General features: G+C 60.5%; 26 protein-coding genes. 17 read left to right on the top strand and 9 right to left on the bottom strand.

Annotation, left to right across the window (positions count from 1 at the left end; translation table 11 throughout):
* The first annotated feature begins 77 nt into the window (after nt 1-77).
* Nucleotides 78-971 carry a fructose bisphosphate aldolase gene (locus tag Q1A89_RS13940; protein WP_299729322.1) on the top strand — a complete coding sequence of 298 codons (894 nt, stop codon included), beginning with the start codon at nt 78-80 and terminating at the stop codon, nt 969-971.
* An 82-nt stretch (nt 972-1,053) separates the two neighbouring features.
* Here the strand turns inward: Q1A89_RS13940 and Q1A89_RS13935 are convergent, their stop codons facing one another.
* From Q1A89_RS13935 to ccmI, 3 genes are read right to left on the bottom strand one after another with little or no spacing between them, the layout of a single operon-like run.
* Entirely contained in the window at nt 1,054-1,317 is a 264-nt protein-coding gene (locus Q1A89_RS13935; RefSeq protein WP_299729320.1) for a DUF1289 domain-containing protein, read from the bottom strand.
* Nucleotides 1,314-1,790 carry a Holliday junction resolvase RuvX gene (gene ruvX, locus Q1A89_RS13930; RefSeq protein ID WP_299729317.1) on the bottom strand — a complete coding sequence of 159 codons (477 nt, stop codon included), beginning with the start codon at nt 1,788-1,790 and terminating at the stop codon, nt 1,314-1,316. The genes Q1A89_RS13935 and ruvX overlap by 4 nt, the downstream gene beginning before the upstream one ends.
* Nucleotides 1,787-3,004, bottom strand: coding sequence for a c-type cytochrome biogenesis protein CcmI (ccmI, locus tag Q1A89_RS13925; protein WP_299729314.1), 1,218 nt, complete (start codon nt 3,002-3,004; stop codon nt 1,787-1,789). The genes ruvX and ccmI overlap by 4 nt, the downstream gene beginning before the upstream one ends.
* 230 nt (nt 3,005-3,234) lie before the next feature.
* On the opposite strand from ccmI, the gene Q1A89_RS13920 reads away from it, so the two are divergent.
* Nucleotides 3,235-4,479, top strand: coding sequence for a sarcosine oxidase subunit beta family protein (locus Q1A89_RS13920; RefSeq protein ID WP_299729310.1), 1,245 nt, complete (start codon nt 3,235-3,237; stop codon nt 4,477-4,479).
* 149 nt (nt 4,480-4,628) lie between these two features.
* Here the strand turns inward: Q1A89_RS13920 and Q1A89_RS13915 are convergent, their stop codons facing one another.
* Complete coding sequence (locus Q1A89_RS13915; protein ID WP_299729307.1) at nt 4,629-4,814, bottom strand: hypothetical protein; 186 nt, start codon at nt 4,812-4,814, stop codon at nt 4,629-4,631.
* Between the two features lie 131 nt (nt 4,815-4,945).
* On the opposite strand from Q1A89_RS13915, the gene Q1A89_RS13910 reads away from it, so the two are divergent.
* From Q1A89_RS13910 to Q1A89_RS13875, 8 genes are all read left to right on the top strand, one after another.
* Nucleotides 4,946-5,143, top strand: coding sequence for a hypothetical protein (locus Q1A89_RS13910; protein ID WP_299729304.1), 198 nt, complete (start codon nt 4,946-4,948; stop codon nt 5,141-5,143).
* A 153-nt stretch (nt 5,144-5,296) separates the two neighbouring features.
* Nucleotides 5,297-5,521: a hypothetical protein gene (locus tag Q1A89_RS13905; RefSeq protein ID WP_299729301.1), complete on the top strand. Its 225-nt coding sequence runs from the start codon at nt 5,297-5,299 to the stop codon at nt 5,519-5,521.
* Between the two features lie 87 nt (nt 5,522-5,608).
* On the top strand, nt 5,609-5,938 hold the full coding sequence (locus tag Q1A89_RS13900; protein ID WP_299729298.1) for a sarcosine oxidase subunit delta: 330 nt from the start codon (nt 5,609-5,611) through the stop codon (nt 5,936-5,938).
* Between the two features lie 67 nt (nt 5,939-6,005).
* Nucleotides 6,006-9,020, top strand: a complete 3,015-nt coding sequence (locus tag Q1A89_RS13895; protein WP_299729295.1) for a sarcosine oxidase subunit alpha family protein — start codon at nt 6,006-6,008, stop codon at nt 9,018-9,020.
* Entirely contained in the window at nt 9,013-9,582 is a 570-nt protein-coding gene (locus tag Q1A89_RS13890; RefSeq protein ID WP_299729292.1) for a sarcosine oxidase subunit gamma family protein, read from the top strand. Before Q1A89_RS13895 ends, Q1A89_RS13890 begins: the two co-directional genes overlap by 8 nt.
* Before the next feature lie 77 nt (nt 9,583-9,659).
* Entirely contained in the window at nt 9,660-10,061 is a 402-nt protein-coding gene (locus Q1A89_RS13885; RefSeq protein WP_299729289.1) for a hypothetical protein, read from the top strand.
* 108 nt (nt 10,062-10,169) lie between these two features.
* Nucleotides 10,170-10,769 (top strand): superoxide dismutase, encoded by a 600-nt coding sequence (locus tag Q1A89_RS13880; protein WP_299729286.1) that lies wholly within the window; start codon nt 10,170-10,172, stop codon nt 10,767-10,769.
* Nucleotides 10,770-10,785: 16 nt separating this feature from the next.
* Nucleotides 10,786-11,661: a metallophosphoesterase gene (locus Q1A89_RS13875; RefSeq protein WP_299729283.1), complete on the top strand. Its 876-nt coding sequence runs from the start codon at nt 10,786-10,788 to the stop codon at nt 11,659-11,661.
* Here the strand turns inward: Q1A89_RS13875 and Q1A89_RS13870 are convergent.
* Nucleotides 11,639-12,193, bottom strand: a complete 555-nt coding sequence (locus Q1A89_RS13870) for a TIGR00730 family Rossman fold protein (protein ID WP_299729280.1) — start codon at nt 12,191-12,193, stop codon at nt 11,639-11,641. The two genes, Q1A89_RS13875 and Q1A89_RS13870, sit on opposite strands and share 23 nt — an antisense overlap.
* A gap of 126 nt (nt 12,194-12,319) precedes the next feature.
* On the opposite strand from Q1A89_RS13870, the gene Q1A89_RS13865 reads away from it, so the two are divergent.
* Together Q1A89_RS13865 and Q1A89_RS13860 are read left to right on the top strand one after the other, a co-directional pair.
* Nucleotides 12,320-13,828 carry a LysM peptidoglycan-binding domain-containing protein gene (locus Q1A89_RS13865; protein WP_299729277.1) on the top strand — a complete coding sequence of 503 codons (1,509 nt, stop codon included), beginning with the start codon at nt 12,320-12,322 and terminating at the stop codon, nt 13,826-13,828.
* A 71-nt stretch (nt 13,829-13,899) separates the two neighbouring features.
* Nucleotides 13,900-15,756, top strand: coding sequence for an ABC transporter ATP-binding protein/permease (locus Q1A89_RS13860; RefSeq protein WP_299729274.1), 1,857 nt, complete (start codon nt 13,900-13,902; stop codon nt 15,754-15,756).
* 588 nt (nt 15,757-16,344) lie between these two features.
* Here Q1A89_RS13860 and Q1A89_RS13855 read toward each other — a convergent pair.
* Nucleotides 16,345-17,055, bottom strand: a complete 711-nt coding sequence (locus tag Q1A89_RS13855) for a GntR family transcriptional regulator (RefSeq protein ID WP_299729271.1) — start codon at nt 17,053-17,055, stop codon at nt 16,345-16,347.
* 233 nt (nt 17,056-17,288) lie between these two features.
* Here Q1A89_RS13855 and Q1A89_RS13850 point away from each other — a divergent pair, with 233 nt between their 5' ends.
* The 5 genes from Q1A89_RS13850 (at nt 17,289) to Q1A89_RS13830 (ending at nt 22,002) form a co-directional block, all read left to right on the top strand.
* Nucleotides 17,289-18,269, top strand: coding sequence for an ABC transporter ATP-binding protein (locus Q1A89_RS13850; protein ID WP_299729268.1), 981 nt, complete (start codon nt 17,289-17,291; stop codon nt 18,267-18,269).
* A gap of 52 nt (nt 18,270-18,321) precedes the next feature.
* Nucleotides 18,322-19,608: an extracellular solute-binding protein gene (locus Q1A89_RS13845; RefSeq protein ID WP_299729265.1), complete on the top strand. Its 1,287-nt coding sequence runs from the start codon at nt 18,322-18,324 to the stop codon at nt 19,606-19,608.
* Nucleotides 19,609-19,669: 61 nt separating this feature from the next.
* Nucleotides 19,670-20,530, top strand: coding sequence for an ABC transporter permease (locus Q1A89_RS13840; protein ID WP_299730541.1), 861 nt, complete (start codon nt 19,670-19,672; stop codon nt 20,528-20,530).
* Between the two features lie 3 nt (nt 20,531-20,533).
* Entirely contained in the window at nt 20,534-21,373 is an 840-nt protein-coding gene (locus Q1A89_RS13835; protein ID WP_299729262.1) for an ABC transporter permease, read from the top strand.
* Nucleotides 21,370-22,002: an aspartate/glutamate racemase family protein gene (locus Q1A89_RS13830; RefSeq protein WP_299729260.1), complete on the top strand. Its 633-nt coding sequence runs from the start codon at nt 21,370-21,372 to the stop codon at nt 22,000-22,002. The genes Q1A89_RS13835 and Q1A89_RS13830 overlap by 4 nt, the downstream gene beginning before the upstream one ends.
* Nucleotides 22,003-22,074: 72 nt before the next feature.
* Here the strand turns inward: Q1A89_RS13830 and cynS are convergent, their stop codons facing one another.
* From cynS to Q1A89_RS13815, 3 genes are read right to left on the bottom strand one after another with little or no spacing between them, the layout of a single operon-like run.
* On the bottom strand, nt 22,075-22,524 hold the full coding sequence (gene cynS / locus Q1A89_RS13825; protein WP_299729257.1) for a cyanase: 450 nt from the start codon (nt 22,522-22,524) through the stop codon (nt 22,075-22,077).
* 18 nt (nt 22,525-22,542) lie between these two features.
* Nucleotides 22,543-23,022: a nuclear transport factor 2 family protein gene (locus Q1A89_RS13820; RefSeq protein ID WP_299729254.1), complete on the bottom strand. Its 480-nt coding sequence runs from the start codon at nt 23,020-23,022 to the stop codon at nt 22,543-22,545.
* The gene (locus Q1A89_RS13815; protein WP_299729251.1) at nt 23,019-23,918 is read right to left on the bottom strand and encodes an ABC transporter ATP-binding protein; all 900 of its coding nucleotides are present in this window, start codon (nt 23,916-23,918) and stop codon (nt 23,019-23,021) included. Before Q1A89_RS13815 ends, Q1A89_RS13820 begins: the two co-directional genes overlap by 4 nt.
* Between the last annotated feature and the right edge of the window lies 1 nt (nt 23,919).

Genomic DNA, 23,919 nt, shown 5'->3' with positions numbered 1-23,919 from the left:
TAGCCCAAACAGGATTAACCGATGCACCAGTATGGGTTAGGGGTGGGCCCAATTGAATTTTGATCCCGGAGAGACAGATGCCCGATTTTGCCAAGATGCGCGACCAGATGGAACACGGGGCGGGATTTATCGCAGCCCTTGACCAGTCGGGCGGGTCGACCCCCAAGGCGCTGGCGCTTTATGGGGTGGATGCCAACGACTACGACGGCGAAGAGGCGATGTTTGCCGAGATCCAAAAGATGCGCGCGCGGATCATGTCGGCCCCGGATTTCACTAGCGCCAAGGTGATCGGCGCGATCCTGTTTGAAAAGACTCTGGGCGAGCACGTGGGCGGGCAATCGGTGCCCTCCTACCTCTGGGACAAACGCGGCGTGGTGCCCTTTCTCAAGATCGACAAAGGCTTGCAGGACGAGGCGGATGACGTCCAATTGCTGAAACCCATTCCGGGTCTTGCGGCCACGCTGGCCGAGGCCAAGGATATGGGGGTCTATGGCACCAAGGAACGCTCGGTGGTGAATGCAGCCAATGACGCCGGAATCAAGGCCATTGTCGCCAACCAGATGGAGGTCGCCCACGAGGTCATCGCCGCAGGCATGGTCCCGATCATCGAGCCTGAGGTGAATATCCATTCCGCCACCAAGGCCGAAGCCGAAGCGATGCTGGCTGACGCGCTGATGGCGCAGGTCGAAACCCTTGCCGACGGGCAGGACATCATGCTGAAACTGACCCTGCCGGAGCAGCCGGGGCTTTATGATGCGCTTGCCGATCATCCGCGCGTGGTGCGAGTTGTGGCGCTGTCTGGGGGCTATTCGACGGTCGATGCCTCTGCGCGGCTGGCCAAGAACCACAAGATGATCGCAAGCTTTTCCCGCGCCCTGACCGAAGGGTTGCAGCGCGGTATGACGGACGCGGAATTCGAGGCGTCACTCGGGCGCAATATCGCGATGATCCACGAGGCCTCTGTCAGCTAACCGGTCTTTGACGCAAAGACAGGGGCGGACATCGACGCGATGTCCACGCCCCTGTGCGACGTTCTCCGCGTTGGTTTCTGCCTTAGCGCTTTAGCCGCGCGGCGCGCCCGCCGCGGCGGGTTGTCGGGGCGGCCTGACGGGTCGGCAGTTCGGCCATGATCGCGCTGCGGACCTCGGCGCTCATCCGGCTCCACGCGCCGATCTCGTCGATGGACCGCGCACAGCCTGTACACAGCCGCGTTTCAGGATGGATCACGCAGATCTGCACGCAGGGGCTTTCGATCTCGTTGCGTGCCCATACGGGGATGTCGCGCGCCGTAGGCGCGCCTTGATCGTCGATGCTCATGCCTGCCTCTTTATCACGGCCAACCGGTCCAACAGCCCTTGCAGGATATAGCCTGCCGCCACGTGATCAATGACCTCGGCGCGACGTTTGCGTGTCGTATCCGCCTCAAGCAGCGCCTTTTCTGCGGCCACAGTGCTCAGCCGTTCGTCCCAGAAGGTGACAGGCCCATCCCAAAGCTGCGCGAAGTTGCGGGCAAAAGCACGGGTGGACTGACACCGCGGCCCTTCGGAGCCATCCATGTTGCGCGGCAGGCCCAGCACCAGACCGCCCACATTGCGTTCGGCCAGCAACTCCAGCAGGCGCGCGGCATCCACCCCGAACTTCTTGCGTCGCACCGTCTCAAGCGGCGTAGCGACGGACCCGAACGTGTCTGACACCGCCACACCGATGGTTTTGTCGCCCAGATCAAGGCCCATCAACGCGCGCATCGGCGGCAGCGCGGCGACAAAGTCGTGGATGTCGTCGGTGATCATTGCAGACCCACCCGGTCCGCCACGCGGTTCAGCATATCGACGGCTGTAGGGTCGCTGCCAAAGACCTGCATCGCGTTTTCAAAGATCGCTGCGGCGCGGTCCCGCTCGCCCAGAACCCCGAGGGCCGAGATCAGCTGCGCCCAGTCTTCGACCGGGCCGCCATCGGTGGCCAGCCGGTCGCTGAGGCCTGCCACCATGCCGCGGATCATCCCCATCTGCTCGGCCGGACTCATCTCGGCTGCGGCCTCGATCTGTTCCTGTGAGGGGCCGCGCCCGGTGCCGATGGCAGGGCGGGCATAATCCACACCCGCGCGCATCGCGACGTCTTCCATCTGCGCGTCGATGGGCACGATCCATGGCGCATCCGCGGGACCCTCGCGCAGCAACTGATCCCAGATGCGCAGGGCCGTGTCCGGACGCCCGGTCTGGGCCATCATCAGCCCGAAATAATAGCGCGCCGCCCCGTCACGCGGATCCATGGCCAGTGTCCGCTCCAGAACCTGTTCGGCCTCGGGCGACACATAGCCCCCGGCGGCAAGCACCAGCATATCGGCATATTCCGAGAAATCCTGCGCGGTGGCCGCGTCCCCTTTCAACTCAATAAGCCGCGCTTTGGCTACATGAGCCGCCGCGAAATTGCCAAGGCGCGCCTCGGACTGGCTGAGCAGGGTAAGGCCTTGCAGATCGTCGGGGCGAGACTGCACGGCCTGGCGCAGCCGCTCGACCAACGCCACATAATCCGGAGCCTCATCCACAGGCGGGCTGGCTGGCACGCTGGCCTCGGCGGTCTGCTGGTCGGGGCGTTCGGCGCGTAGGATCTGGGCGGCTTCGATCCGGTCCGACAACGCGAGATCGCCATAACCGGGCGCGCCAAGCTGCAGGTAAATCGCAAATGTCCCGCCGATCAGAACCATGGCCGTAAGGGCGGCGATGATGGGCCCGCTGCGCCCACCGGTTGTACTGGCCTGGGCACGTTGCAGGGCGGCATCGGCGGCCAGAATGCGGCGCGACACTTCGGTCACCGTCCGTTCGGCATCGGCGGGTGAGACGACACCGCGCTCCAGATCACGCTCGACCTCTTTCAACTGGTCGCGGTACACATCCAGATCATAGGCTGCGGCCGGGCGCGCTTCTTGGCCGCCACGCACCAGTGCAAGCACCAGTGTCGCCACCACCACAAGGGTCAAACCGCCAGTAATGATCCAGAACAGCATAATGCCCTTTCCCCGCGCAATCCCGGCCCATGTAACCACTGGCCCGCCCAAGCAAAAGAGGCAAAGCAGCGCGGCGACATCCCCGCGCAACACAGTTGCGGCATCGCGACGTGCGCCGGTGTCGTAAAACTGCCAAAAAGTGCCGCGGCCACAATCCTTTTCCTTTCACCAAGCGGTCAAAACAAGTCCACTGTCCCCTCATCGATTCCAGCGCCGGAGCGTGCCACCCCATGAAACGATATTCCGCCTTTGCCATCGCGCGCGAAGCTGCACGGTATCACACAGGCTGGGAGCGGGCATGGCGCGCGCCGGAACCCAAGGCCAAATACGATGTGATCATCATCGGGGCAGGGGGGCATGGTCTGGCCACCGCCTATCACCTTGGCAAAAACCACGGCATCACCAACGTGGCTATCCTTGAAAAGGGCTGGCTCGGCGGCGGCAATACGGGGCGCAACACCACGATCATCCGCTCGAACTATCTGCAGGACCCGTCGGCGGCGATCTACGAAAAGGCGCGTAGCCTTTACGAGACGATGTCTCAGGATCTGAACTATAACGTCATGTTCTCCCCCCGCGGCGTAATCATGCTGGCCCAGACCCAGCACGAAATCCGCGGCTATCAGCGCACGGCCCATGCCAATGCGCTGCAAGGCGTGACAACCGAATTCATAGGCCCCGAAAAGGTCAAGGAGCTGGTGCCGATCATCAATATCCACGGCCCCCGCTATCCGGTTCTGGGTGGGCTCTGGCAGGCGCGCGGCGGCACAGCACGGCACGATGCGGTGGCCTGGGGCTATGCGCGGGCGTGTTCGGACATGGGCATGGACGTGATCCAGAAATGCGAAGTCACCGCGATCCGCCGCGAGGGTGACAAGGTCGTCGGCGTTGACACCTCCAAAGGGCCCATCGACTGCGCCAAGCTGGGCATCGTGGTGGCGGGCCATTCGGGCGATGTGGCGGGCATGGCCGGTTTCCGGCTGCCCATCGAGTCCGTGGCGCTGCAGGCGCTTGTGTCCGAGCCGATCAAGCCCTGCATGGACGTGGTGGTGATGGCCAACACTGTGCACGGCTATATGTCGCAATCCGACAAGGGCGAGATGGTCATCGGCGGCGGCACGGACGGCTACAACAACTATACCCAGCGCGGGTCGTTCCACCATGTCGAGGAAACCGTGCGGGCGCTGGTCGAGACCTTCCCGATGATCTCGCGGCTCAAGATGCTGCGCCAATGGGGCGGGATCGTGGATGTGACGGGTGACCGTTCGCCCATCCTGTCCAAGACCCCGGTCGAGGGGGTGTTCATTAACTGCGGTTGGGGGACAGGCGGGTTCAAGGCGATCCCGGGCTCTGGCTGGGCCATGGCCGAGTTGATGGCCAAGGGGCGTTCACCGCTGACGGACGAATTCTCGCTCGACCGGTTCCAGGCGGGGAAATTCATCGACGAAAGCGTTGCGGCAGGGGTGGCACACTAGTGGCAGATGGGACCAAAGCTTCGATCGACCGTTGCGTCACGGACCCGGATCGCATTGCGGTCCGCTTCGGTCTGGAGTACAGCTATGCGGCGCTCGCGGATGGCCAACGCTGGCATGGCCGCAACGAGACCACCCAACGACGCCAGCGGCTAGTCGTGCGTCTTCTTCCCCTCACCTGCGGCACTGCCAAAGGCGATCAGGTTGCTGACGTCGATCTCGCGCCCGCCACGGGCGGCCTTGCGGCGCGCCACACCGCGCTGTTCCAGAACAAACATGATGATGGCGCCCACGATGATCGCTCCAAAGACCAGAATGGCCCCCACTTCCTTGCTCATGATCCGCTCCTGTCAACTTTGACTGACACAAGCCTAGCGCACCCGCAGCCCATCTGCCAAGGGCGCGGGTGGAACCAAAGGGCGGGCAACTGTGTTCATTCTCCACACGACACAAAAAACGGAGAAGACACATGGCTGACCAAAACAATACACACACCTCGTCCGGCAACACGGGCCTTGGCTTTATCGTCGGTGCACTTGTGGTTGTTGTCGGCGTCATCGCCTACGCCGTTTTCACCGATGGATCAGGGTCGCAAGACCTCACCATTTCCATCGAAGGCGCGGATTCGGCCGTGGAACAAGCCGCCGAAACCCTCAGCGGCAGCTGATCGGTGCTGCACAAACCCTGATCCGGCGGGACGCAGCCGGGTCGCAGATGCCGTTTCGGCCAATCGTGGCCGGAACGGCTTTGTTTTGGGGGCATGCGTTGTGCCGGGGTGCAAACCTGTTGTGATGGAGGCCCACAGACAGGAGTCACCATCATGTCAGACCACACAAACTCGAACATTCACCGCGGCGACGCCGCCAGCGGAAAGGGCCTGCTTATCGCGTTTGCGCTTATCGTGGCGGTTGTCGTCATCCTTGCGCTGGTCGGATCCTTTGCGGGCGGCGGGGACGGCACGGCGGGCGACAGCGCGATCACGCCTGCGGGCGAAGGCATCGTCGCACCCGCGCTTGAACAACCCGCACCGGTGCCAACCGAATAAGGCACCCCAAATACCTCGAACCGCTTCTGGCGGGCGTCTCTTGGCGCCCGCCTTTTTTGCGTTGTCCCCCTGTAAAGGAGCGCACAAATGCTGATCCTGACATGTCCCTGCTGCGGCCAGACCGGCGAAGAGACCGAGTTTCACGCCGGTGGCGAGGCGCATCTGAAACGCTATGGTCCCGGATCAAGCGATATCGAATTCGAAGGCTACATGTTCATGCGCGAAAACCCCAAGGGCGTGCATTTTGAGCGCTGGCGGCATGTCTATGGCTGCGGCAAGTGGTTCCATGCGGCGCGCTGCACGATGACGCTCGAAGTGTTCGGCACATACCCCGCCCAGACCCTGAGCCCACCGCAAGAGCTCCGTGACAAGATCAGCGAAAAGCGCCCCGGCTGGTCGTGGAGGGATTTCGCATGATGTTTCTTCTGACCAAAAATACCACCGCCGGAGGCTCCCACGCCTCTCGCAGCGTCGAGGCCCGCGCATGAGCACGAGACTGGCCACAGGCGGACGCCTGCTGAACACCGATATTCCGGTGAGTTTCACCTTCAACGGCAAGACCCTCAAGGGCTACGCAGGCGACACACTCGCCTCGGCCCTCCTGGCCAATGACCAGATGCTGGTCGGGCGCTCGTTCAAATACCACCGCCCGCGCGGGATTGTGGCCAGCGGCGTCGAAGAACCCAATGCGCTGGTCAACCTTGGTACCGAGGGCACGTTCGAGCCCAACCAGCGCGCCACCACAACCGAGCTGTTCGATGGGCTGCGCGCCACCAGCCAGAACCATTGGCCGAGCCTCGAATTCGATGTGGGCGCGATCAATGCCAAGCTGTCGCGTTTCATGCCCGCAGGCTTTTACTACAAGATGTTCATCCATCCGCGCCCGCTGTGGAAGCACGTCTATGAACCCTTCATCCGGCAGGCCGCCGGTCTTGGGCAGGCGCCCAAGGCGCGCGATGCGGACAGGTACGAGCACTTTTATGCGTTCTGCGACGTGCTGGTTGTGGGCGGCGGCATCGCCGGTCTGACGGCCGCCAAGGCCGCGGCCGCCAGCGGTGCCGAGGTGATCCTGCTGGAACAAACCGCCCATTGGGGTGGGCGCGCGCCGGTTGACGGGGGCCATGTGGATGGCGCGCCTGTGGATAAGGTGGTGGATGAACTGGTGTCAGAGCTTTCTGACATGTCCAACGTGACATTGCGCCTGCGCACCATGGGGGCGGGGGTTTATGACCACGGTTACGTGCTGGGATACGAGCGTTTGCGCGATCACGCACCCGCCCAGGATGGTCCGCGCCACCGCTTGTGGCGCATTCGCGCCCGCCACACGATCACCGCCACAGGCGCGCTTGAACGCCCTCTCAGCTTTGCGGGCAATGACATTCCTGGCGTCATGCTGGCCTCTGCGGTGCGCGATTACGTGGTGGATTACGGCGTCAGCGTCGGGGATCGCACGGTTGTGGTGACCAACAATGACGACGCCTACCGCAGCGCATTGGCCTTGAAACAAGCCGGTTTGGACGTGCCTGTGATCCTTGATGCACGTGTGCCGGCCTTTGACAGCCCGCTGATCGAGCAGGCCAAAGCCGCTGGCATTCGCATCCTGATGGGCCACGGCGTGGCCAAGGTATTGGGTGGCAAGCGGGTCACCGGCGTTGCGGTCTGTGCCCAAGCAGGCGAGGGCGCGGTACTCGAAGAGATCGCATGTGATGCGGTGGCCATGTCGGGTGGCTGGTCGCCGGTCGTGCACCTCTGGTCCCATTGCGGCGGCAAACTGCATTGGGACAACGATTTTGCCATGTTCCGCCCGGATGTGGATAAAGCGCCGACGGGCGCGGATGGCAGTCCCTTTGTCAGCCCCGCAGGATCGGCCAATGGCCACTTTGGTCTGGCCGAAATCATCGGTGATGCCCATGCCAAGGGGCGTTCTGCTGCGCAAGCTGCCGGGTTTGCATCATCCAAGCGCAACGCGCCGGATGGCGAAAGCGTTACCGAAGCGCCAATGGCCCCGGTCTGGCTGATGCCTCAGGGTGCGGGTATTGCCCTGCGCTCCAAGGCGTGGCTGGACTATCAGAACGACGTCAAGGTTTCGGACGTACAACTGGCCGCGCAAGAGGGGTTCGAAAGCGTCGAGCACGCCAAGCGCTACACAACGTTGGGCATGGCAACCGATCAGGGAAAGTTGAGCAATATCAACGGCCTTGCGATCCTTTCTGATGCGCTGGATCAACCCATTCCGCAGACCGGCACCACCACGTTCCGCCCGCCCTATACCCCCATCTCCATGGGCGCGATTGCAGGCGAGGCAAGTCGCGAATTGTTCCAACCGATCCGGCGCACGCCGCTGCACGACTGGCACACAGCAAACGGCGCTGATTTCGAACCCGTCGGCCAGTGGCAGCGTCCGTACGCATATGTCCGCAGTGGAGAGAGCGTGCATGACGCGGTGATGCGCGAAACAAAGAATGTGCGCGACAACCTCGGCCTGCTTGATGCCTCGACCCTGGGCAAGATCGTGGTCAAAGGCCCGGATGCGGGCCGTTTCCTCGACATGCTTTACACCAACATGATGAGCACGCTGAAACCGGGGAAATGCCGATATGGGCTGATGTGCGGCGAAAACGGGTTTCTGATTGATGACGGCGTTGTGGCGCGCATCGATGAAGATACGTTCCTGTGCCACACCACCACCGGCGGGGCCGAAAACATCCATGGGCACATGGAGGAATGGCTGCAGACCGAATGGTGGGACTGGAAGGTCTACGTGGCCAACGTGACCGAGCAATATGCCCAGATCGCCGTGGTCGGCCCAAATGCCCGCGCCGCCCTCGAGGCGCTGGGGGGCATGGATGTCTCGAAAGAGGCGCTTGGGTTCATGGAATGGGCGGACGGCACCCTTGGCGGGTTCGATGCCCGTGTCTATCGCATCTCTTTCTCGGGCGAGTTGAGTTATGAGATCGCGGTGAAGGCCTCTGAAGGGCAGGCATTCTGGGATGCGTTACTGGTGGTGGGCGAGACGCTTGGCGTGATGCCCTACGGCACCGAGGCACTGCATATTCTGCGCGCCGAAAAAGGCTTTATCATGATCGGGGACGAGACCGATGGCACGGTGATCCCGCAGGATCTGGGCCTGCACTGGGCCCTGTCGAAAAAGAAAGAGGACTATCTGGGCAAGCGCGCCCACCTGCGCAGCCACATGGCCGACCCGACCCGCTGGCAGCTGGTGGGGCTTGAGACAACGGACGGTTCGACCCTGCCTGACGGGGCCTATGCCGTCGCCGAGGGGCACAACGACAATGGGCAACGCAATGTGCAGGGGCGGGTAACCTCGACCTATCACTCGCCCAACCTGAACAAGGGGATTGCCATGGGTCTGGTGCTGAACGGCCCGGACCGGATGGGCGAGATGCTCGAGTTCCCGGGCACCGATGGCAAGATCTATGCCGCGCGCATCGTGAACCCGGTGTTCTACGATCCTGAGGGGGACAAGCAGAATGTCTAAAGCAGTGAGCGCCCTTGGCGGGGTGACATGGACGGACGGCATTGCCACTGTGCACGAGGCCCCCTTGCAAGGCATGATCACCGTGCGCGGCGATCTGACCTCCAAAGGGGTGATCAAGGCGGCAACCGGGGCCACGGGCATGCAGATGCCCGCGCAAGGCACGGCCAATTGTAACGGCACAAAAGGCCTGTGCTGGATGTCGCCGGACGAGTTGCTGGTGCTGTGTGCGTACGGTGATGTGGCGCAGGTGCTCGATGGCATGCGCGCAGCCCTTGGCGATCAGCACGGGCTGGCGGTGGATGTCTCGGACGCGCGGGCATTGTTCCGGGTGGCAGGCAAAGGCGCACTCGAGGTGATGGCCAAGCTCGCACCCGTCGATTTTCGCCCCTCGGCCTTTGGGCACGGCATGTTCAGACGCTCGCGGCTGGCTCAGGTGCCCGCCGCGTTCTGGATGCAAGAGGACGACGCCTTTCACGTGGTCTGTTTCCGCTCGCAGGCGCAATACGTGTTTGATCTGCTGAAAGCGGCTGGCCAAAAAGGCAGCGAAGTCTCAATTTTTTGACGAAATGCATCGGGGTGATCTTGGGTTTCGGGCCTTTGATGCTAAATAGAGTCACGTGCGCTCACCAAGGGGACCCCATGAAAAAGACGACTGTAACGCTGGCGGCATTGGCTGGACTGGCAACCCCTGCGGTCGCACTCGACTATGTCTGTCAGGTGCGGGACACCGGCAACGGCTTCATTTCGCCCGTGCTGGCCTTGCAGTTTGAACCCGGTGCCGCGACAGGTGCTGTCTACGACGTCTACATCGACGTCGTTCACGGAGCACCGATACAGGCCAAGATAAAGGATCGCGGCAATGGCAAGTACCGGTTTACCTACCGCGTCAACAACATCCCCGCGCGCCCCAGCCCCGCGCGGATCGGCTACCGGGTTGAACTGGACACCAAGAGAAATACGGTGATCGTGCGGGGCTCGATGCCGGGGGTGACCAATTCGTTCAACGGCAAGGGAACCTGTCAGGAAGGCATCCTGCCGTAAGGATAGCCGTATCTGGGCTGCGTTCCGCGCAGTTCGTGCTTGATCTTGCCGTGAACCGCACAATCTGTCAGTCACACGCATGTAATACGAACCGAAGGAGGCCCACACATGGCTTTTGAACTTCCCGACCTTCCTTATGCGCATGACGCGCTGGCGTCCAAAGGCATGTCTGCCGAGACGCTGGAATTCCACCACGACCTGCACCACAACGCCTATGTCACTAACGGCAACAAGGCGATCGAGGGCACCGAATGGGCGGGCAAGTCGCTCGAAGAGATCATCACCGGCACCTATGACGCGAACGCGGTGGCGCAGAACGGAATCTTCAACAACATCAGCCAGTTGTGGAACCACAACCAGTTCTGGGAAATGATGGGTCCGGGCGACAGCGCAATGCCGGGCGAGCTGGAAAGGGCGATAACCGAAAGCTTTGGCTCGGTTGATGAATTCAAGTCGCAGTTCTCCGCTGCCGGTGCCGGTCAGTTCGGCTCGGGCTGGTGCTGGCTGGTCAAGGACAGCGATGGCAGCCTCAAGGTCACCAAGACCGAAAACGGGGTGAACCCGCTGTGCTTTGGCCAGACCGCACTCTTGGGCTGCGATGTGTGGGAACATTCCTACTACATCGATTTCCGCAACAAGCGGCCTGTCTACCTCACCAATTTCCTCGACAATCTGGTGAACTGGGAAAACGTCGCGTCCCGCATGTAAGCGGACAAACGACTTGATGACCCGTCGCGGTTTTCTGAACGGCCTGCTGGGATTTGTCCTCGCAGGCCTTTTTGCATCTCTCTATGCGTTCTTTATCGAACCCGCGCTGCGGTTGCGGATCAAGACATGGAGGCTGCAGCCGCAGGGCTGGCCGCGGGGCAAGGTTCTGAAAATCGTCGCGATTTCGGACCTTCATGTGGGGGAACCCCATGTGGGCCTGCGCCGTGTGCGGCAGATCGTGCGCCGCGCCAATGCGGTGGGTGCAGATATGATCGTGCTGCTTGGGGATTACGCCGCCGGGCACCGTTTCATCACCGCCCCCGTCAAAATCGCCGATGTCGCCCCCATTCTGGCCGAGCTTGACGCGCCGCAAGGGGTGTTTGCCATTCTCGGCAACCATGACTGGTGGGACGACCTGGCCGCGCAACGCCGTGGGGGCGGGCCAAACCTTTATGCTACAGCGCTCAAGGCCGAAGGGATCACGGTTCTGTCCAACGAGGCGCTCCGCCGTGACGGGTTCTGGATCGCGGGTCTTGAAGATCAGATTGCCGTACGGGGGCCGTCAGGTGGATGGGTGGGCCTCGATGATCTGCCCGGCACGCTCGATCAGATCGACGATGAGGCCCCGGTGGTGCTGCTCGCGCACGAGCCGGACATCTTTCCCGATGTGCCGGGCAGGGTGATGCTGACGCTGTCGGGGCACACACATGGCGGTCAGATCAGGCTGTTTGGTTGGTCGCCGGTTGTGCCGTCGCGCTATGGCAACCGTTTCGCCTATGGCCATGTTCAGGAAAACGGGCGCCATCTTGTTGTCTCGGGTGGGATCGGATGTTCAATCCTGCCCGTGCGCTTTGGCGTGACGCCGGAAATCACCGTGATTGAACTGAGCTGAGAGCGGCGCATGCCGCATCGGCATCAGGCACAACCGTGAAATAATCCTGAATGCTCGCATCGGCAAAGCCCTGATCCACCACATGGGCAATCAGCGCGATCAGCGGGTCCCAATACCCGTTCGTATTGACCAGAACGACCGGCTTTTCGTGCAGACCCAACTGGCGCCAAGTCAGCACCTCGAACATCTCGTCCAGCGATCCGGCGCCGCCGGGCAGCACCACGACCCCATCGCAATTCATGAACATCACCTTCTTGCGTTCATGCATGGTTTCGGTGACGACATAGCGGGTGAGGTCCGTCTTGCCGACTTCCCAGTCGACGAGGTGTTTGGGGATCACGCCAAACGTGTCGCCCCCGCCGCTTTGGGCCGCGCGTGCCACGGCTCCCATCAATCCGACATCCCCCGCGCCATAGACCAGACGCCACCCCTTGGCGGCGATGCCGGCGCCCAGCCGCGTGGCGTCATCGGCATAGGCGGGATCAACGCCGTCGCGCGATCCGCAAAAGACGCAAACAGACAGTGGGGCCATGGCAACAGTTCCTGCAATGAATCGTGAAAGTGATCAGATGTCTCAGCTGTGTTTTGACCGTTCTAATCCGCGCTGGTATGCAGGCGCAACGAAACTGGCCCGCTGCGGGCGCAGGAGTGCGAAAAAATGTCGAAACTCTCGGGCTTTGCCGGGACAAATGGCGCGATGGTCGGCGCTGCCGGGGTTGTGGCTGTTGCAGCCGTTGGGGCTGCGTTTTGGATAAACGCGCGCAATGCGCCGGATGCGGCGGCCCCTGAACCCTCCGAAATCGTCGAGGCGGCGGTCACGCCCGAGGCGGCAGCGGCCCCCACACCGGACGCCCCCGCAGCGAAGCCCGAAAAGCAAGAGATCGCGCCGCCCTCGATCGACGAGGTCCGTCTGGAGCCGGATGGGTTGACCATCATCGCGGGGCGCGCCGCGCCAGGCAGCGAGGTTTCGGTTCTGCTGGACGGCACCAAAAGCGCGTCGGTCACGACTGACCCCGGTGGCAGCTTTGCCGCGATCACGATGCTGCCCCCGAGCCAAAAGGCACAGGTTCTGACCGTCGTGCAGCGATTGGGCGAAGATGAGATTTCGTCGGTGGATGAAGTAATCGTCGCACCCGCTGCGCCAACAGCCGTCGCCGACACCGAAGACGCCACTGAGGCCGAAGAGGTTGCGACAGCACAGACGCAAACCGGACAGCCCGCGCCAGAGGTGGCGTCGACACCCGAAGTGCCGACGGCACCCGAAGCGCCCTCGGCACCCGAAGTGCCCGCAGCGCCGGAAGTGGCTGCGGCACCCGAGGTGTCCACCGCCCCGGAAGCCATTGCGACGGCTGAGCCAAAAACCCCCACTCCGGAAGACGAGGCAGTTGCAGAAACGCCCACGCCAACGGAAGAGACCGAAACCCCCGCACCCGTTGTGGCCGCCGTCACCGAGACCCCGGCACAGGAACCACCCGCCGCTGTGCCCGAGGATGACGCGCCCGCCCAAATCGCCGCCTTGCCAGAGGCTGATCCGCAGCCCGCACCAGCCGCCGCGCCCGCGCAAACCGCTGAAACAACGCCTGAGCCAAAGGCACCTGAGACCAGCGATGTCGCCTCTGCTGATGTGGCGCCCGCCGCCCCGGTCACCGTGCTCAAATCCACGCCCGAAGGTGTCGAAGTGCTTAGCAACGTGCCGCCCGAGGCGCTTGAAAATATCGAACTCGACACGATCAGCTATTCGCAATCCGGCGACGTCCAACTGACCGGGCGCGCGCAAAGCGAGGCGGAAGTGGTCCGTGTCTATGTCAACAATCGCCCCATCACTGATCTGGACGTGGACGAAAACGGCGACTGGAGCGGCGCGCTGCCCCAGATCGACACCGGTGTGTATACGCTGCGGGTGGACGAGCTGAACGAGGCAGGCACCGTCACCAGCCGTATCGAAACGCCGTTCCGGCGCGAGGATCCGGCTGTGCTTGCCCAAAGCGACGATGTTGAATCGCCCGCCACCCAGATCACCGTGCAGGCTGGCAACTCGTTGTGGGCCATTGCGCGGGATCGCTACGGCGAGGGGCGGCTTTATGTGCAGCTGTTCGAGGCCAACCGGGACCGCATCCGCAACCCCGATCTGATCTTTCCCGGGCAGGTTTTTGAACTGCCAAAATAGGGCGGGGCACTGGCACATCCCCGATGGCTGGATTAGGTAAGAGCGTCTGAGACACCAAGGACGCGCACCCCATGCCATCTGACACCACCACCACGCCAAACACGGCGCGCCCGGCATCGCCCCAGCCGGACCCCGGTACACGGGTCGAAGAGGCCGAGCGCGCCTCTGGCTGGCGCACGATCCGCAAGGTGGCCCCGTATCTGTGGCCCGCGGATATGCCTTGGGTCAAAAAGCGGGTTGTGCTGGCGATGCTGGCACTGATCCTGTCCAAGGTCGTGTCGGTCTACACCCCCATCATCTACCGCGACGCGGTCGATGCACTGGCCGGTGAGGGCGTGTCGACGCTGGCGCTGGGGGCCATCGGCCTCACCATCGCCTACGGTGTGGCCCGGCTGATGAATGTGGGATTTCAGCAGCTTAGGGATGCGATCTTTGCCCGTGTGGCGCAGCGCGCGCTGCGCATGCTGGCGCTGCAGACCTTTGAACATATCCACCGGCTGTCGATGCGCTATCACATCACCCGCAAGACCGGGGGGCTGTCCCGTATCATCGAACGTGGGGTCAAGGGGGTCGAATTCCTCTTGCGCTTTTTGCTCTTTTCCATCGGGCCGCTGGTGCTCGAGCTCTTGATGATCGGGGTGGTGCTGACCATCCTCTTTGATGCCTGGTACCTGCTGATTGTGGCCGTCACCATCGGCCTTTATGTCTGGTTTACCTTTGCGGTGACCGAATGGCGGGTGAAGCTGCGCAAGGTGATGAACGATCAGGATACGGACGCCAATCAAAAGGCGATCGACAGCCTGCTCAACTATGAAACGGTCAAATATTTCGGCGCCGAACGGCGCGAGGCGGATCGCTATGACAGCGCCATGGCGGGCTATGAGGTTGCCGCGCTCAAGACCAGCTATTCGCTCGCCTTTCTCAACTTTGGCCAATCGGTGATCATCACCGCAGGGCTTGTGGGCGTGATGGTGATGGCGGCCGTCGGTGTGCAAAGTGGCGACCTCACCGTGGGCGATTTCGTGATGGTCAACGCCTACATGATCCAGATCACCATGCCGCTGAACTTCCTTGGCACGGTCTACCGTGAAATCCGGCAGGCGCTGGTCGACATGGGCGAGATGTTTGACCTGCTCGAACAACCGGCCGAGGTGCGTGATGCACCGGACGCCAAGCCGCTGGTGGTCACGGGTGGGTGTGTGGAACTGGACGATGTGCAGTTCGGCTATGACCCGGCGCGCGCGATCCTCAAGGGGGTGTCGCTGGTGGCTGAACCGGGGCAACAAGTTGCCATTGTCGGCTCGACCGGGTCGGGCAAATCCACCATCGGGCGGCTGCTCTTTCGGTTCTATGATGTGGGGGGCGGTGCCTTGCGCATCGACGGTCAGGACGTGCGCGACGTGACCCAGGACAGCCTGCATGCGGCCATTGGGGTGGTGCCGCAGGATACGGTGCTGTTCAATGACACGATCCACTACAACATCGCCTATGGGCGCGACAATGCGAGCGAAGAGGATATCGTCGAAGCCGCCAAGGCCGCACAGATCCATGACTTTATCCAGCGCCTTCCGGACGGCTACGAGACCACCGTGGGCGAGCGGGGGCTGAAGCTGTCAGGCGGCGAGAAGCAGCGGGTCGGGATTGCCCGCACCCTGCTCAAAAACCCACCGATCCTGCTGCTGGACGAGGCGACCAGCGCGCTCGATACCGAGACCGAGCAGGAGATCAAGGACGCGCTCAACGCCGCCGGGGAAGGGCGCACCGTGCTGACCATCGCGCACCGGCTCTCGACCGTGGCCGAGGCCGATCGGATCGTGGTGCTGGAGGACGGCGAGGTGGTCGAGACGGGCACCCATGAAGCGTTACTGGCGGCTCAGGGGCGCTATGCCCAACTGTGGCAGCGCCAGCAGGCGGATGAAGAGGCCTGAGGGATGTCCCAGGCTGGGACATCGCGTGGGGTCAGGAATTTCAATGGGTTACAGGGGCGGTTTAACCCTTTGTTCATTGTGTTGCTACGTGATCGAGGTGTGTTTTTCTGCGATCTGAAGGGCGTCGGTCGCACTTGAGTTCAAAATGCGGGCCCTATCAATGGCCGCAGAAAATCCAGAGTGACGATGCCGCGCCGATCCATTTCAAGTCCGCGGGATGGCGACGTGTCGCTGTTTCCCGGGCGGTTTATGGAGGAAGGATATCGCCTCGCTGCCCAGCCGCGCCAAGCTGAGCCATATCGCCAGCTCGGTCAGGCGGACTGCCGATTGTTCGGTTCTTTCAGTTTGTTTCGATCTGGATGTCTGGTTGTAAGGCAGCAAAAGGTAGCATTGAGCCCATACTACCGAATTTCCGCATTGCAGCCAAAGTCCGGCTTCGGGAAGCAGGCAAAATGGCGGCTAAAATCACGGCCCAAATTAGTCATTTGGCATGCCTTTGCCATGCTTCAGTTTTAGCCCGCATTGCCGATGTTCACGACAAACCGGCAAAGGGAAAAATTTGGCTGGATCAGAATTCGAAAACTGGATTCAACGCCCTTGATTGCCCAAAAGCATGGTTCTTAGATCCTGTTCCACCGCTGGCAATTCTTTGAGGTTTAGCGCGGAATGCAGATCGACAAGATGGCTTTGCATTAACTCTTCCGCACGCGCCGCATCATTGTCTCCGATTGCGTTGATCAAAGCATGGTGCGCTTGGCTTTCGCATATGGCGCTTTCGCGTCGCCAGTAAAGCGCAATGATCAGCGAAGAGCGCGCAACCAAGACGTTGATCATATCTGCGATGGTTTGGTGTTGCGCAATCCGCGCGATTTCGACGTGGAATTTGCCGGACAGATATAAGGCACGCCCACGATCGCCGGCATCGATAGCAGTGTGTTCTTGCGTGATGTGATCTTGGAGCAGCGCGACATCGTTCGCGGTGGCCTTCTGTGCAGCACTACGGGCTGTGCGCGGCTCTAACAATTCACGGACTTCAAAGACTTCTTGCGCTTCAGTCAGACTGGGTTGAGCCACAAAAGCCCCTCGGTTGCGCTTGATCTCTATGATATGCTGATGCGCAAGCGACTGGAGCGCCGTGCGCACGATGGTACGCGACACCCCGTAAATATCCGACAATTCATCCTCGCCCAATTTGGTGCCGGGGGCCAAACGATGTTGGTGTATGGCTTGCGATACGGCACTGGACACTGTGTCGGCAGTGACAGGGGCCGAAGAGGAATGAGAAGTGGTCAGCGTCATGGCGGTCTCCTGCTCAGTGAAATGCCAGAGCCAAGTTTGAGACACAACCCAATCAGGGCGCCGACAATGTGGGCAAGCATTGTATACAATAATGTGCGCAGTATTTCACCACTTTGGGTCGATTACGCCTAAATACAGGGCTGTCGCTTTGAATCGGCTGCCACCGAGACTCAAAATCATTGTGATAATTGCGCTTGGCCGCGCTGCTTGCCCCATCTTTGAGTGGGGGCGATGTGAGCAATCAGGATCTCGAATTGGTATCAGTCACCAAGCGCTACGGCGAGACAGTTGCTGTGGACGCCATCAACTACCGTTTCAAATCTGACAGCTACACCTGCCTTCTGGGCCCATCCGGCTGCGGGAAATCCTCGACCCTGCGCATGATCGCTGGCCATGAAAGTGTCAGCGACGGGTCAATTGTTCTGGATGGCCGCGATATTTCGGTTTTGCCGCCCGCGCAGCGCGGCACAGCGATGATGTTTCAGAATTACGCCTTGTTCCCCCATCTGAGTGTCCTCGACAACGTCGCCTTCAGCCTGAAAATGAAGGGCGTCGACACGGCCAAACGTCACGGTGAAGCGCGCGACATGCTGGCCCTGGTTGACCTCACAGACTTTGCGGATCGTTTGCCGGATCAACTCTCGGGCGGGCAACAGCAGCGTGTTGCCCTTGCCCGCGCCTTGATCACCCGGCCGCAGGTTTTGCTGCTGGACGAACCTCTGTCCGCCCTTGATCCGTTTTTGCGCATCCGCATGCGGGGGGAACTGCGCAAGCTGCAAAAAGAGCTGGGGATAAGCTTTATCCACGTCACGCATGGCCAAGACGAGGCGCTCGCCTTGGCGGACGACATTATCGTGATGAACAACGCGGTGATTGAACAGGCAGGACCAGCCCGCGATGTGTTCAACGCGCCGCAAACGAAATTCGTCGCGCAGTTCATGGGCGGCCACAACGTCATCGCACTGCCGGACGGACATTTCGCAATCCGCGCCGACGCCGTTGCGGTAACCGCCCCCACCAAGGGCGCGGTCGAGGGCAATGTGACGGCTGTCGAATATCAGGGCACGCATGTGTCTGTGTCGGCGCGGATTACGGGCGACCAAGACGTTCTCGCCCTGATCCCCGACACCACATTCTTTGCCAATCCGCATAACCCCGGCGATCGCATCGGTCTGCACTGGGACGCCTCTAATCAACACAAACTGATCGCATGAACTGCGGCGCATTCATTTCAAACCAAGACACGACCGACAAGGAGACTGAATAATGACGAAATTCACCGAACGAAACGGCCTTAGCCGCCGGACCTTGCTGAAAGGCGCAGCGTCGGCCGCCATCGCCGCGGGCTCTACGACGCTTGGCGCGCCAATGCTCTGGGCGCAAAACATCAAGGATGTGACACTGCGCCAGTTCGGCACAGGGGTGTCCAACCTCAATGACGTGGCCAACAAGGTTAAAGAAGACCTTGGCTTTACGCTGGAAATGACCGCGCTGGATACCGACAGCGTCACACAGCGCGCCGCGACCCAACCCAACAGCTTTGACATTGCCGACATCGAATACTTCATCGCCAAAAAGGTCTGGGGCGCAGGCAACCTGCAGGCGATGGACACCACGAAAATTGCCAATTACGACAAGATTGCCGGCACTTTTCGGAGTGGTCTCTTGACCCCTGAAAGCACCATCGCACAGGGTACCGCACCGCACACAGTTGGCTTTACCTCCGGTCCAAACGGCACGGATTTTGTGCAGGAAGAATCCGGGTGGATGACCCTGATCCCAACCATCTACAACGCCGACACGCTGGGCATTCGTCCTGACCTGATCGGGCGTCCGATTTCCAACTGGTCCGAACTGTTGAACCCTGAATTCAAAGGCAAAGCCTCGATCCTCGATATTTCATCCATCGGGATCATGGACATGGCGATGGTCGTGGAGTCCATGGGTGAATACACCTACCCCGACAAAGGCAATATGACCCGCGAAGAGATCGATCTAACCATCGGCATCTTTACAGAGGCTAAGAAAAACGGCCAGTTCCGCGCCTTCTGGAAGTCGTTTGATGAAAGCGTGAACCTGATGACCTCGGGCGAGGTTGTGATCCAGTCCATGTGGTCGCCTGCCATTACGGCGGTCAAATCCCAAGGCATTCCATGTGTCTACCAGCCGCTGGAAGAAGGCTATCGGTCTTGGGGTGGCGGGCTTGGTATCTCGGCGGCACTTTCGGGGATCGAGTTGGAAGCCGCCTATGAATACATCAACTGGTATCTGTCCGGTTGGGTCGGCGGTTATCTGATGCGTCAGGGCTATTACTCTGCGGTGCCTGAGACGTCCAAAGAGTTCATGTCCGCAGACGAATGGGGCTTCTGGTACGAAGGCAAAGCCGCCGAGGGCGATATCCTGTCCCCAACCGGCGACAAGCTGGCAGGCGCAGGCGAAGTCCGCGATGGCGGGTCCTTCCTTGATCGGATGGGGTCTGTTGTGTGCTGGAACTCTGTCATGGACGAGAACCAATACATGGTTCGCAAGTGGAACGAATTTATCGCCGCTTAAGCCAATATGGGGTGCGCCGCCCATGTGGCGCACCCATCCCAATATTCAAGAAGTTCCCCGAATGAAGCTGCGCAATAATCCAGCCATATCCAGCCTGCTGATGGTATCGCCATTGGCCGCCATATTGCTGATTTTTCTGGTGCTTCCCATTGTCCTGATTGTGATCGTCAGCTTTTGGCGGGCCACGGAATTTTCGATCGTCCCCGCGTTTGAATTCGACAATTATGAATTCCTGTTCGGGTCTTCGGTGACCTACACCGTCTTCTTCAATACCTTCAAATACGCGCTGATCACCTGGGCCTGTACATTGCTGATCGGCTTCACCGTCGCTTATTATCTGGCGTTCCATATCCGCACCCTGACATGGCAGATCGCGCTGTTCCTGCTGTGCACGATCCCGTTTTGGACCAGCAATATCATCCGCATGATCTCATGGATCCCGTTTCTGGGGCGCAAAGGGATCGCCAATTCGACATTGATGTCTTGGGGCGCGATTGATGTGCCGATTGAATGGCTGCTGTTCTCAGACTTCGCGGTCATTCTGGCCTTCGTCCACCTCTATACGCTGTTCATGGTCGTCCCGATCTTCAACACGATGATGCGCATCGACAAATCCCTGATCGAGGCCGCCCGTGACGCTGGTGCCAATGGGGCGCAAATTCTCTGGAACGTGATTATCCCCCTGACCAAGCCAGGCATCATGATTGGGACGATCTTTGTCGTCACGCTGGTGATGGGTGATTTCATCACCGTGCGGTTCATGTCTGGGTCGCAGTCAGCCAATGTCGGGCGCCTGATTTCGAATGATATCGCCTTGCTGCAATATCCAAGCGCCTCGGCCACCGCGATTGTGCTGCTCCTGACGGTGCTGATCACTATCGGTACCCTGCTGCGCTTCGTCGACATCCGAAAGGAGCTTTGAGGCATGGAACCGCGCCCCAGATCCTTCTACATTCTCAGCGCCTTTTTCGCGTTGTTCATCCTGTTCCTTTACGGGCCGACCATCACCATCGGCATCCTGTCGTTTCAAGGCGAAGGCGGAGGCCTGACTTTCCCGATGCGGGGCGTGTCTTTGTATTGGTTTTATGACCTGTTTGAACAACAGGCCGTGGGCGATATCTGGGGCAGTTTCCGGCGCAGCTTTGTGCTTGGGCTGATGGTCATGGTGGTGACTGTTGTGGTGTCGGTGATGGGCGGGCTGGCGTTTCGGCGCAAGTTCCCGGGATCAAACATCCTGTTTTATCTGATCATCACATCGCTGGTGATCCCGTCGATCCTGATCTCGCTTGGCGTCGGATTGCTGTTTTCCCAATCGGGGTTGAACGTGCATTGGTCCACCTCTGGCTTTGGGGCGCAACTGACATGGACGCTGCCCTTTGGTCTGTTGATCATGTTCGCCGTCTTCAACCGCTTCGACAAAAGCTATGAAGAGGCCGCACGCGATCTGGGCGCGACCCCGTGGCAAACCCTGCGCCATGTGGTGCTGCCAATCATCGCGCCCTCGCTAATTGGCGTGGCGCTTTTCGGCTTCACGCTCAGCTATGACGAATTCGCGCGTACCCTTTTGACGGCGGGCAGCTACAACACGCTGCCGCTTGAAATCTACGGGATGACGACGAATGTGACGTCGCCCGTTCTTTACGCCTTGGGGACGCTGACGACGGTCTTCTCTCTCTTCATTATCGGCATCTTCTTATGCATCGCATTGACCACCAACCGACGCCGTGCGCGACAAGACTCCGACGCCGGAAAAGGCGAGGTATGATCGTCATTATTAATCCCAATTCAACGGTTTCGATGACGGACGCGATGGTAGACACGGCGCACAAAGTGGTGCGCGGCGTTAACGTCGTCGGCTGGACCTCCACAAAGGGACCCGCCGCTATTCAAGGGGAGAAAGACGGGGAGGCCGCAATTCCTCCGCTGTTAGACCTCATAAAAAAAGCCGATGAGGCCGGAGCGAAAGCGATCATTATCGGGTGCTTTGATGACACGGGGCTTACCGCCGCGCGTGAATTGGCGTCTTGCCCCGTTATCGGCATTGGGCAAGCCGCCTACCACCTCGCATCGCTCTATGGGGCGCGGTTTTCGGTTGTCACCACGCTGGACGTGTCCGTGCCCATTCTGGCCGCGAATATCGAAAGCTACGGGTTGGCGCAGAACCTAAGCCGCGTCAGGGCAAGCGGTGTGCCGGTTCTGGCCCTTGAAGAGGATCGCGAAATTGCGACGCGGCAGGTTAAGGCTGAAATCCGCGCCGCGCTACGGGATGATAACGTCGACAGTGTTGTTTTGGGCTGCGCCGGTATGGGGTACATCATCGGCGACAATGATGACGTGCCGATTAAACTGATCGACGGTGTTCATGCCGCTGTGCATTTGGCAGCCATGTTTTGAAGCCTGTCTGTCCAACGGGTGATCAAAACCTGAGCTGCTAGGGCCGCCAGTGACGGCGGCCCCGCCAAAACTCTACCAGCTATTATAGCCCAAAAACTTGCCTGACATTTCAACTTTCACACGGTCCCCTTTGGGATGTTCGACCCGCGTCACCGACATGTCGAAATCAATCGCCGACATGATGCCATCGCCGAATTTTTCCTGGATGATGGCCTTAAGCGTCGGGCCATAGACGCCAACGATCTCATAGAAACGATAGATGCACGGATCGGTTGGCACCGCCTGTTCCCAAATCTTGGTGGGGCTTTCTGCCAGCACGCTTTCGGCCTCTTGCGGCAGGCCCATGACCTTGACCATCAACGCGGCTTTGTCGGCGGGAAAGGCGTTCATGCCCATGGCCGCCGAATGGGTCCAGATCGGGGACATGTCGATCTTTTCCGCAATCTCTTCCCACGTCAGACCGGCCTGTTTCTTGGCCGACAGGATCATTGCGGTGACGTCTTCTTTGGTCATCTCAGTCATTGGGATTGGTCCTTCTATTCACAGTCCTAGTTCAGTTAGTCCGGGGTGATCGTCGGGGCGGGGCGTGCCCTCGGCCCAATGAAGCAGGCGTTCGGCTTCGGTGATGGGCACATCGTTGATTGAGGCGTGGCGCTGCGCCATGTAACCAAGCGCATCAAATGCCCAGTTTTCATTGCCATGGGCGCGATACCACTGGCCGTCGGCTTCGTGGTATTCATAACAAAAGCGCACGGCGATTTTGTCATCGCTATGGGCCCAGATTTCCTTGATCAGGCGATAGCCATCCTCGGTCGCCCATTTGCGGGTCAGAAAGGCCTCAACCTCAGCCCGTCCGCTCAGAAACTCGGATCGGTTGCGCCATTTGGTGTCAGGCGTATATGCCAGCGCGACTTTGGCAGGGTCACGCCCGTTCCACGCGTTCTCGGCCATCCGCACCTTCTGAACAGCGTCATCGTAGCTGAAAGGGGGAACGGGCGCGCGCGGCTGTCGTTCGGTCACGTCTTGACCGCCTGCAACAAGGGCTGCTCGTCTGCCGCGCCTCGCGTTTTGTCGATGCGAACAGTTTGCGGCGAATGGGTCTCGCCTTCCGCACTGACTTGACCGGCCAGTTCCGCCGAGCGCTTTCCAAGGAACTGCACCAGATGATTGCGGATGGCGTAGTAATTGGGATGTTCCACAATATCAGTGCGCACACGAGGGCGCGGGATCGTGATCTCGACGCTTTCGGCGACACGGGCCAGCGGTCCGTTTGTCATCAACAAGATGCGATCCGCGAGCAGGATCGCCTCGTCGATGTCATGGGTGATCATAAAGACTGTTTGGTCGGTCCCGCTCCAGACTTTCAGCAGCTCTTCCTGGATCGTGCCGCGGGTCAGCGCGTCCAGCGCGCCAAACGGTTCATCCAGCAACAACAGCTTGGGTTCATTCGCGAACGCGCGGGCGATGGACACACGCTGACGCATGCCGCCAGACAACTGGCTGGGCTTACGGTGGATCGCGTCGCCCGACAATCCGACCTTGTCCAGGAAGGCGATCGAACGATCTTCGACCTGCTGCTTGGTCCAATCGGGGAAGCGCGCGGCCACACCGAACGTCACGTTCTTCAGGGCCGTCAGCCATGGCAGCAGCGAATAGTTCTGAAACACCACGCCACGATCAAGGCTGGGGCCAGAGACGGCAAACCCGTCCATCTTCACAACGCCTTTGGTCGGCTCTGAAAGGCCTGCAAGGATGTTCATGATTGTAGATTTGCCGCAGCCCGAATGGCCCAAGATACAAACAAACTCGCCCTTTTCGATGCCAAAGCTGGCGTTCTCGAAAACCGTGAATTCGCCACCTTTGCCGTCGGGATAGCGCTGGGTCAGCTTTTCGATGCTTAGAAATGAATTGGCCATG

The organism is uncultured Tateyamaria sp. (genome assembly GCF_947503045.1).
In the GTDB taxonomy this organism is placed as follows: domain Bacteria; phylum Pseudomonadota; class Alphaproteobacteria; order Rhodobacterales; family Rhodobacteraceae; genus Tateyamaria.
The sequence above is the reverse complement of the archived record's forward strand: the minus strand, read 5'-3'. Positions and strand labels throughout refer to the sequence as shown.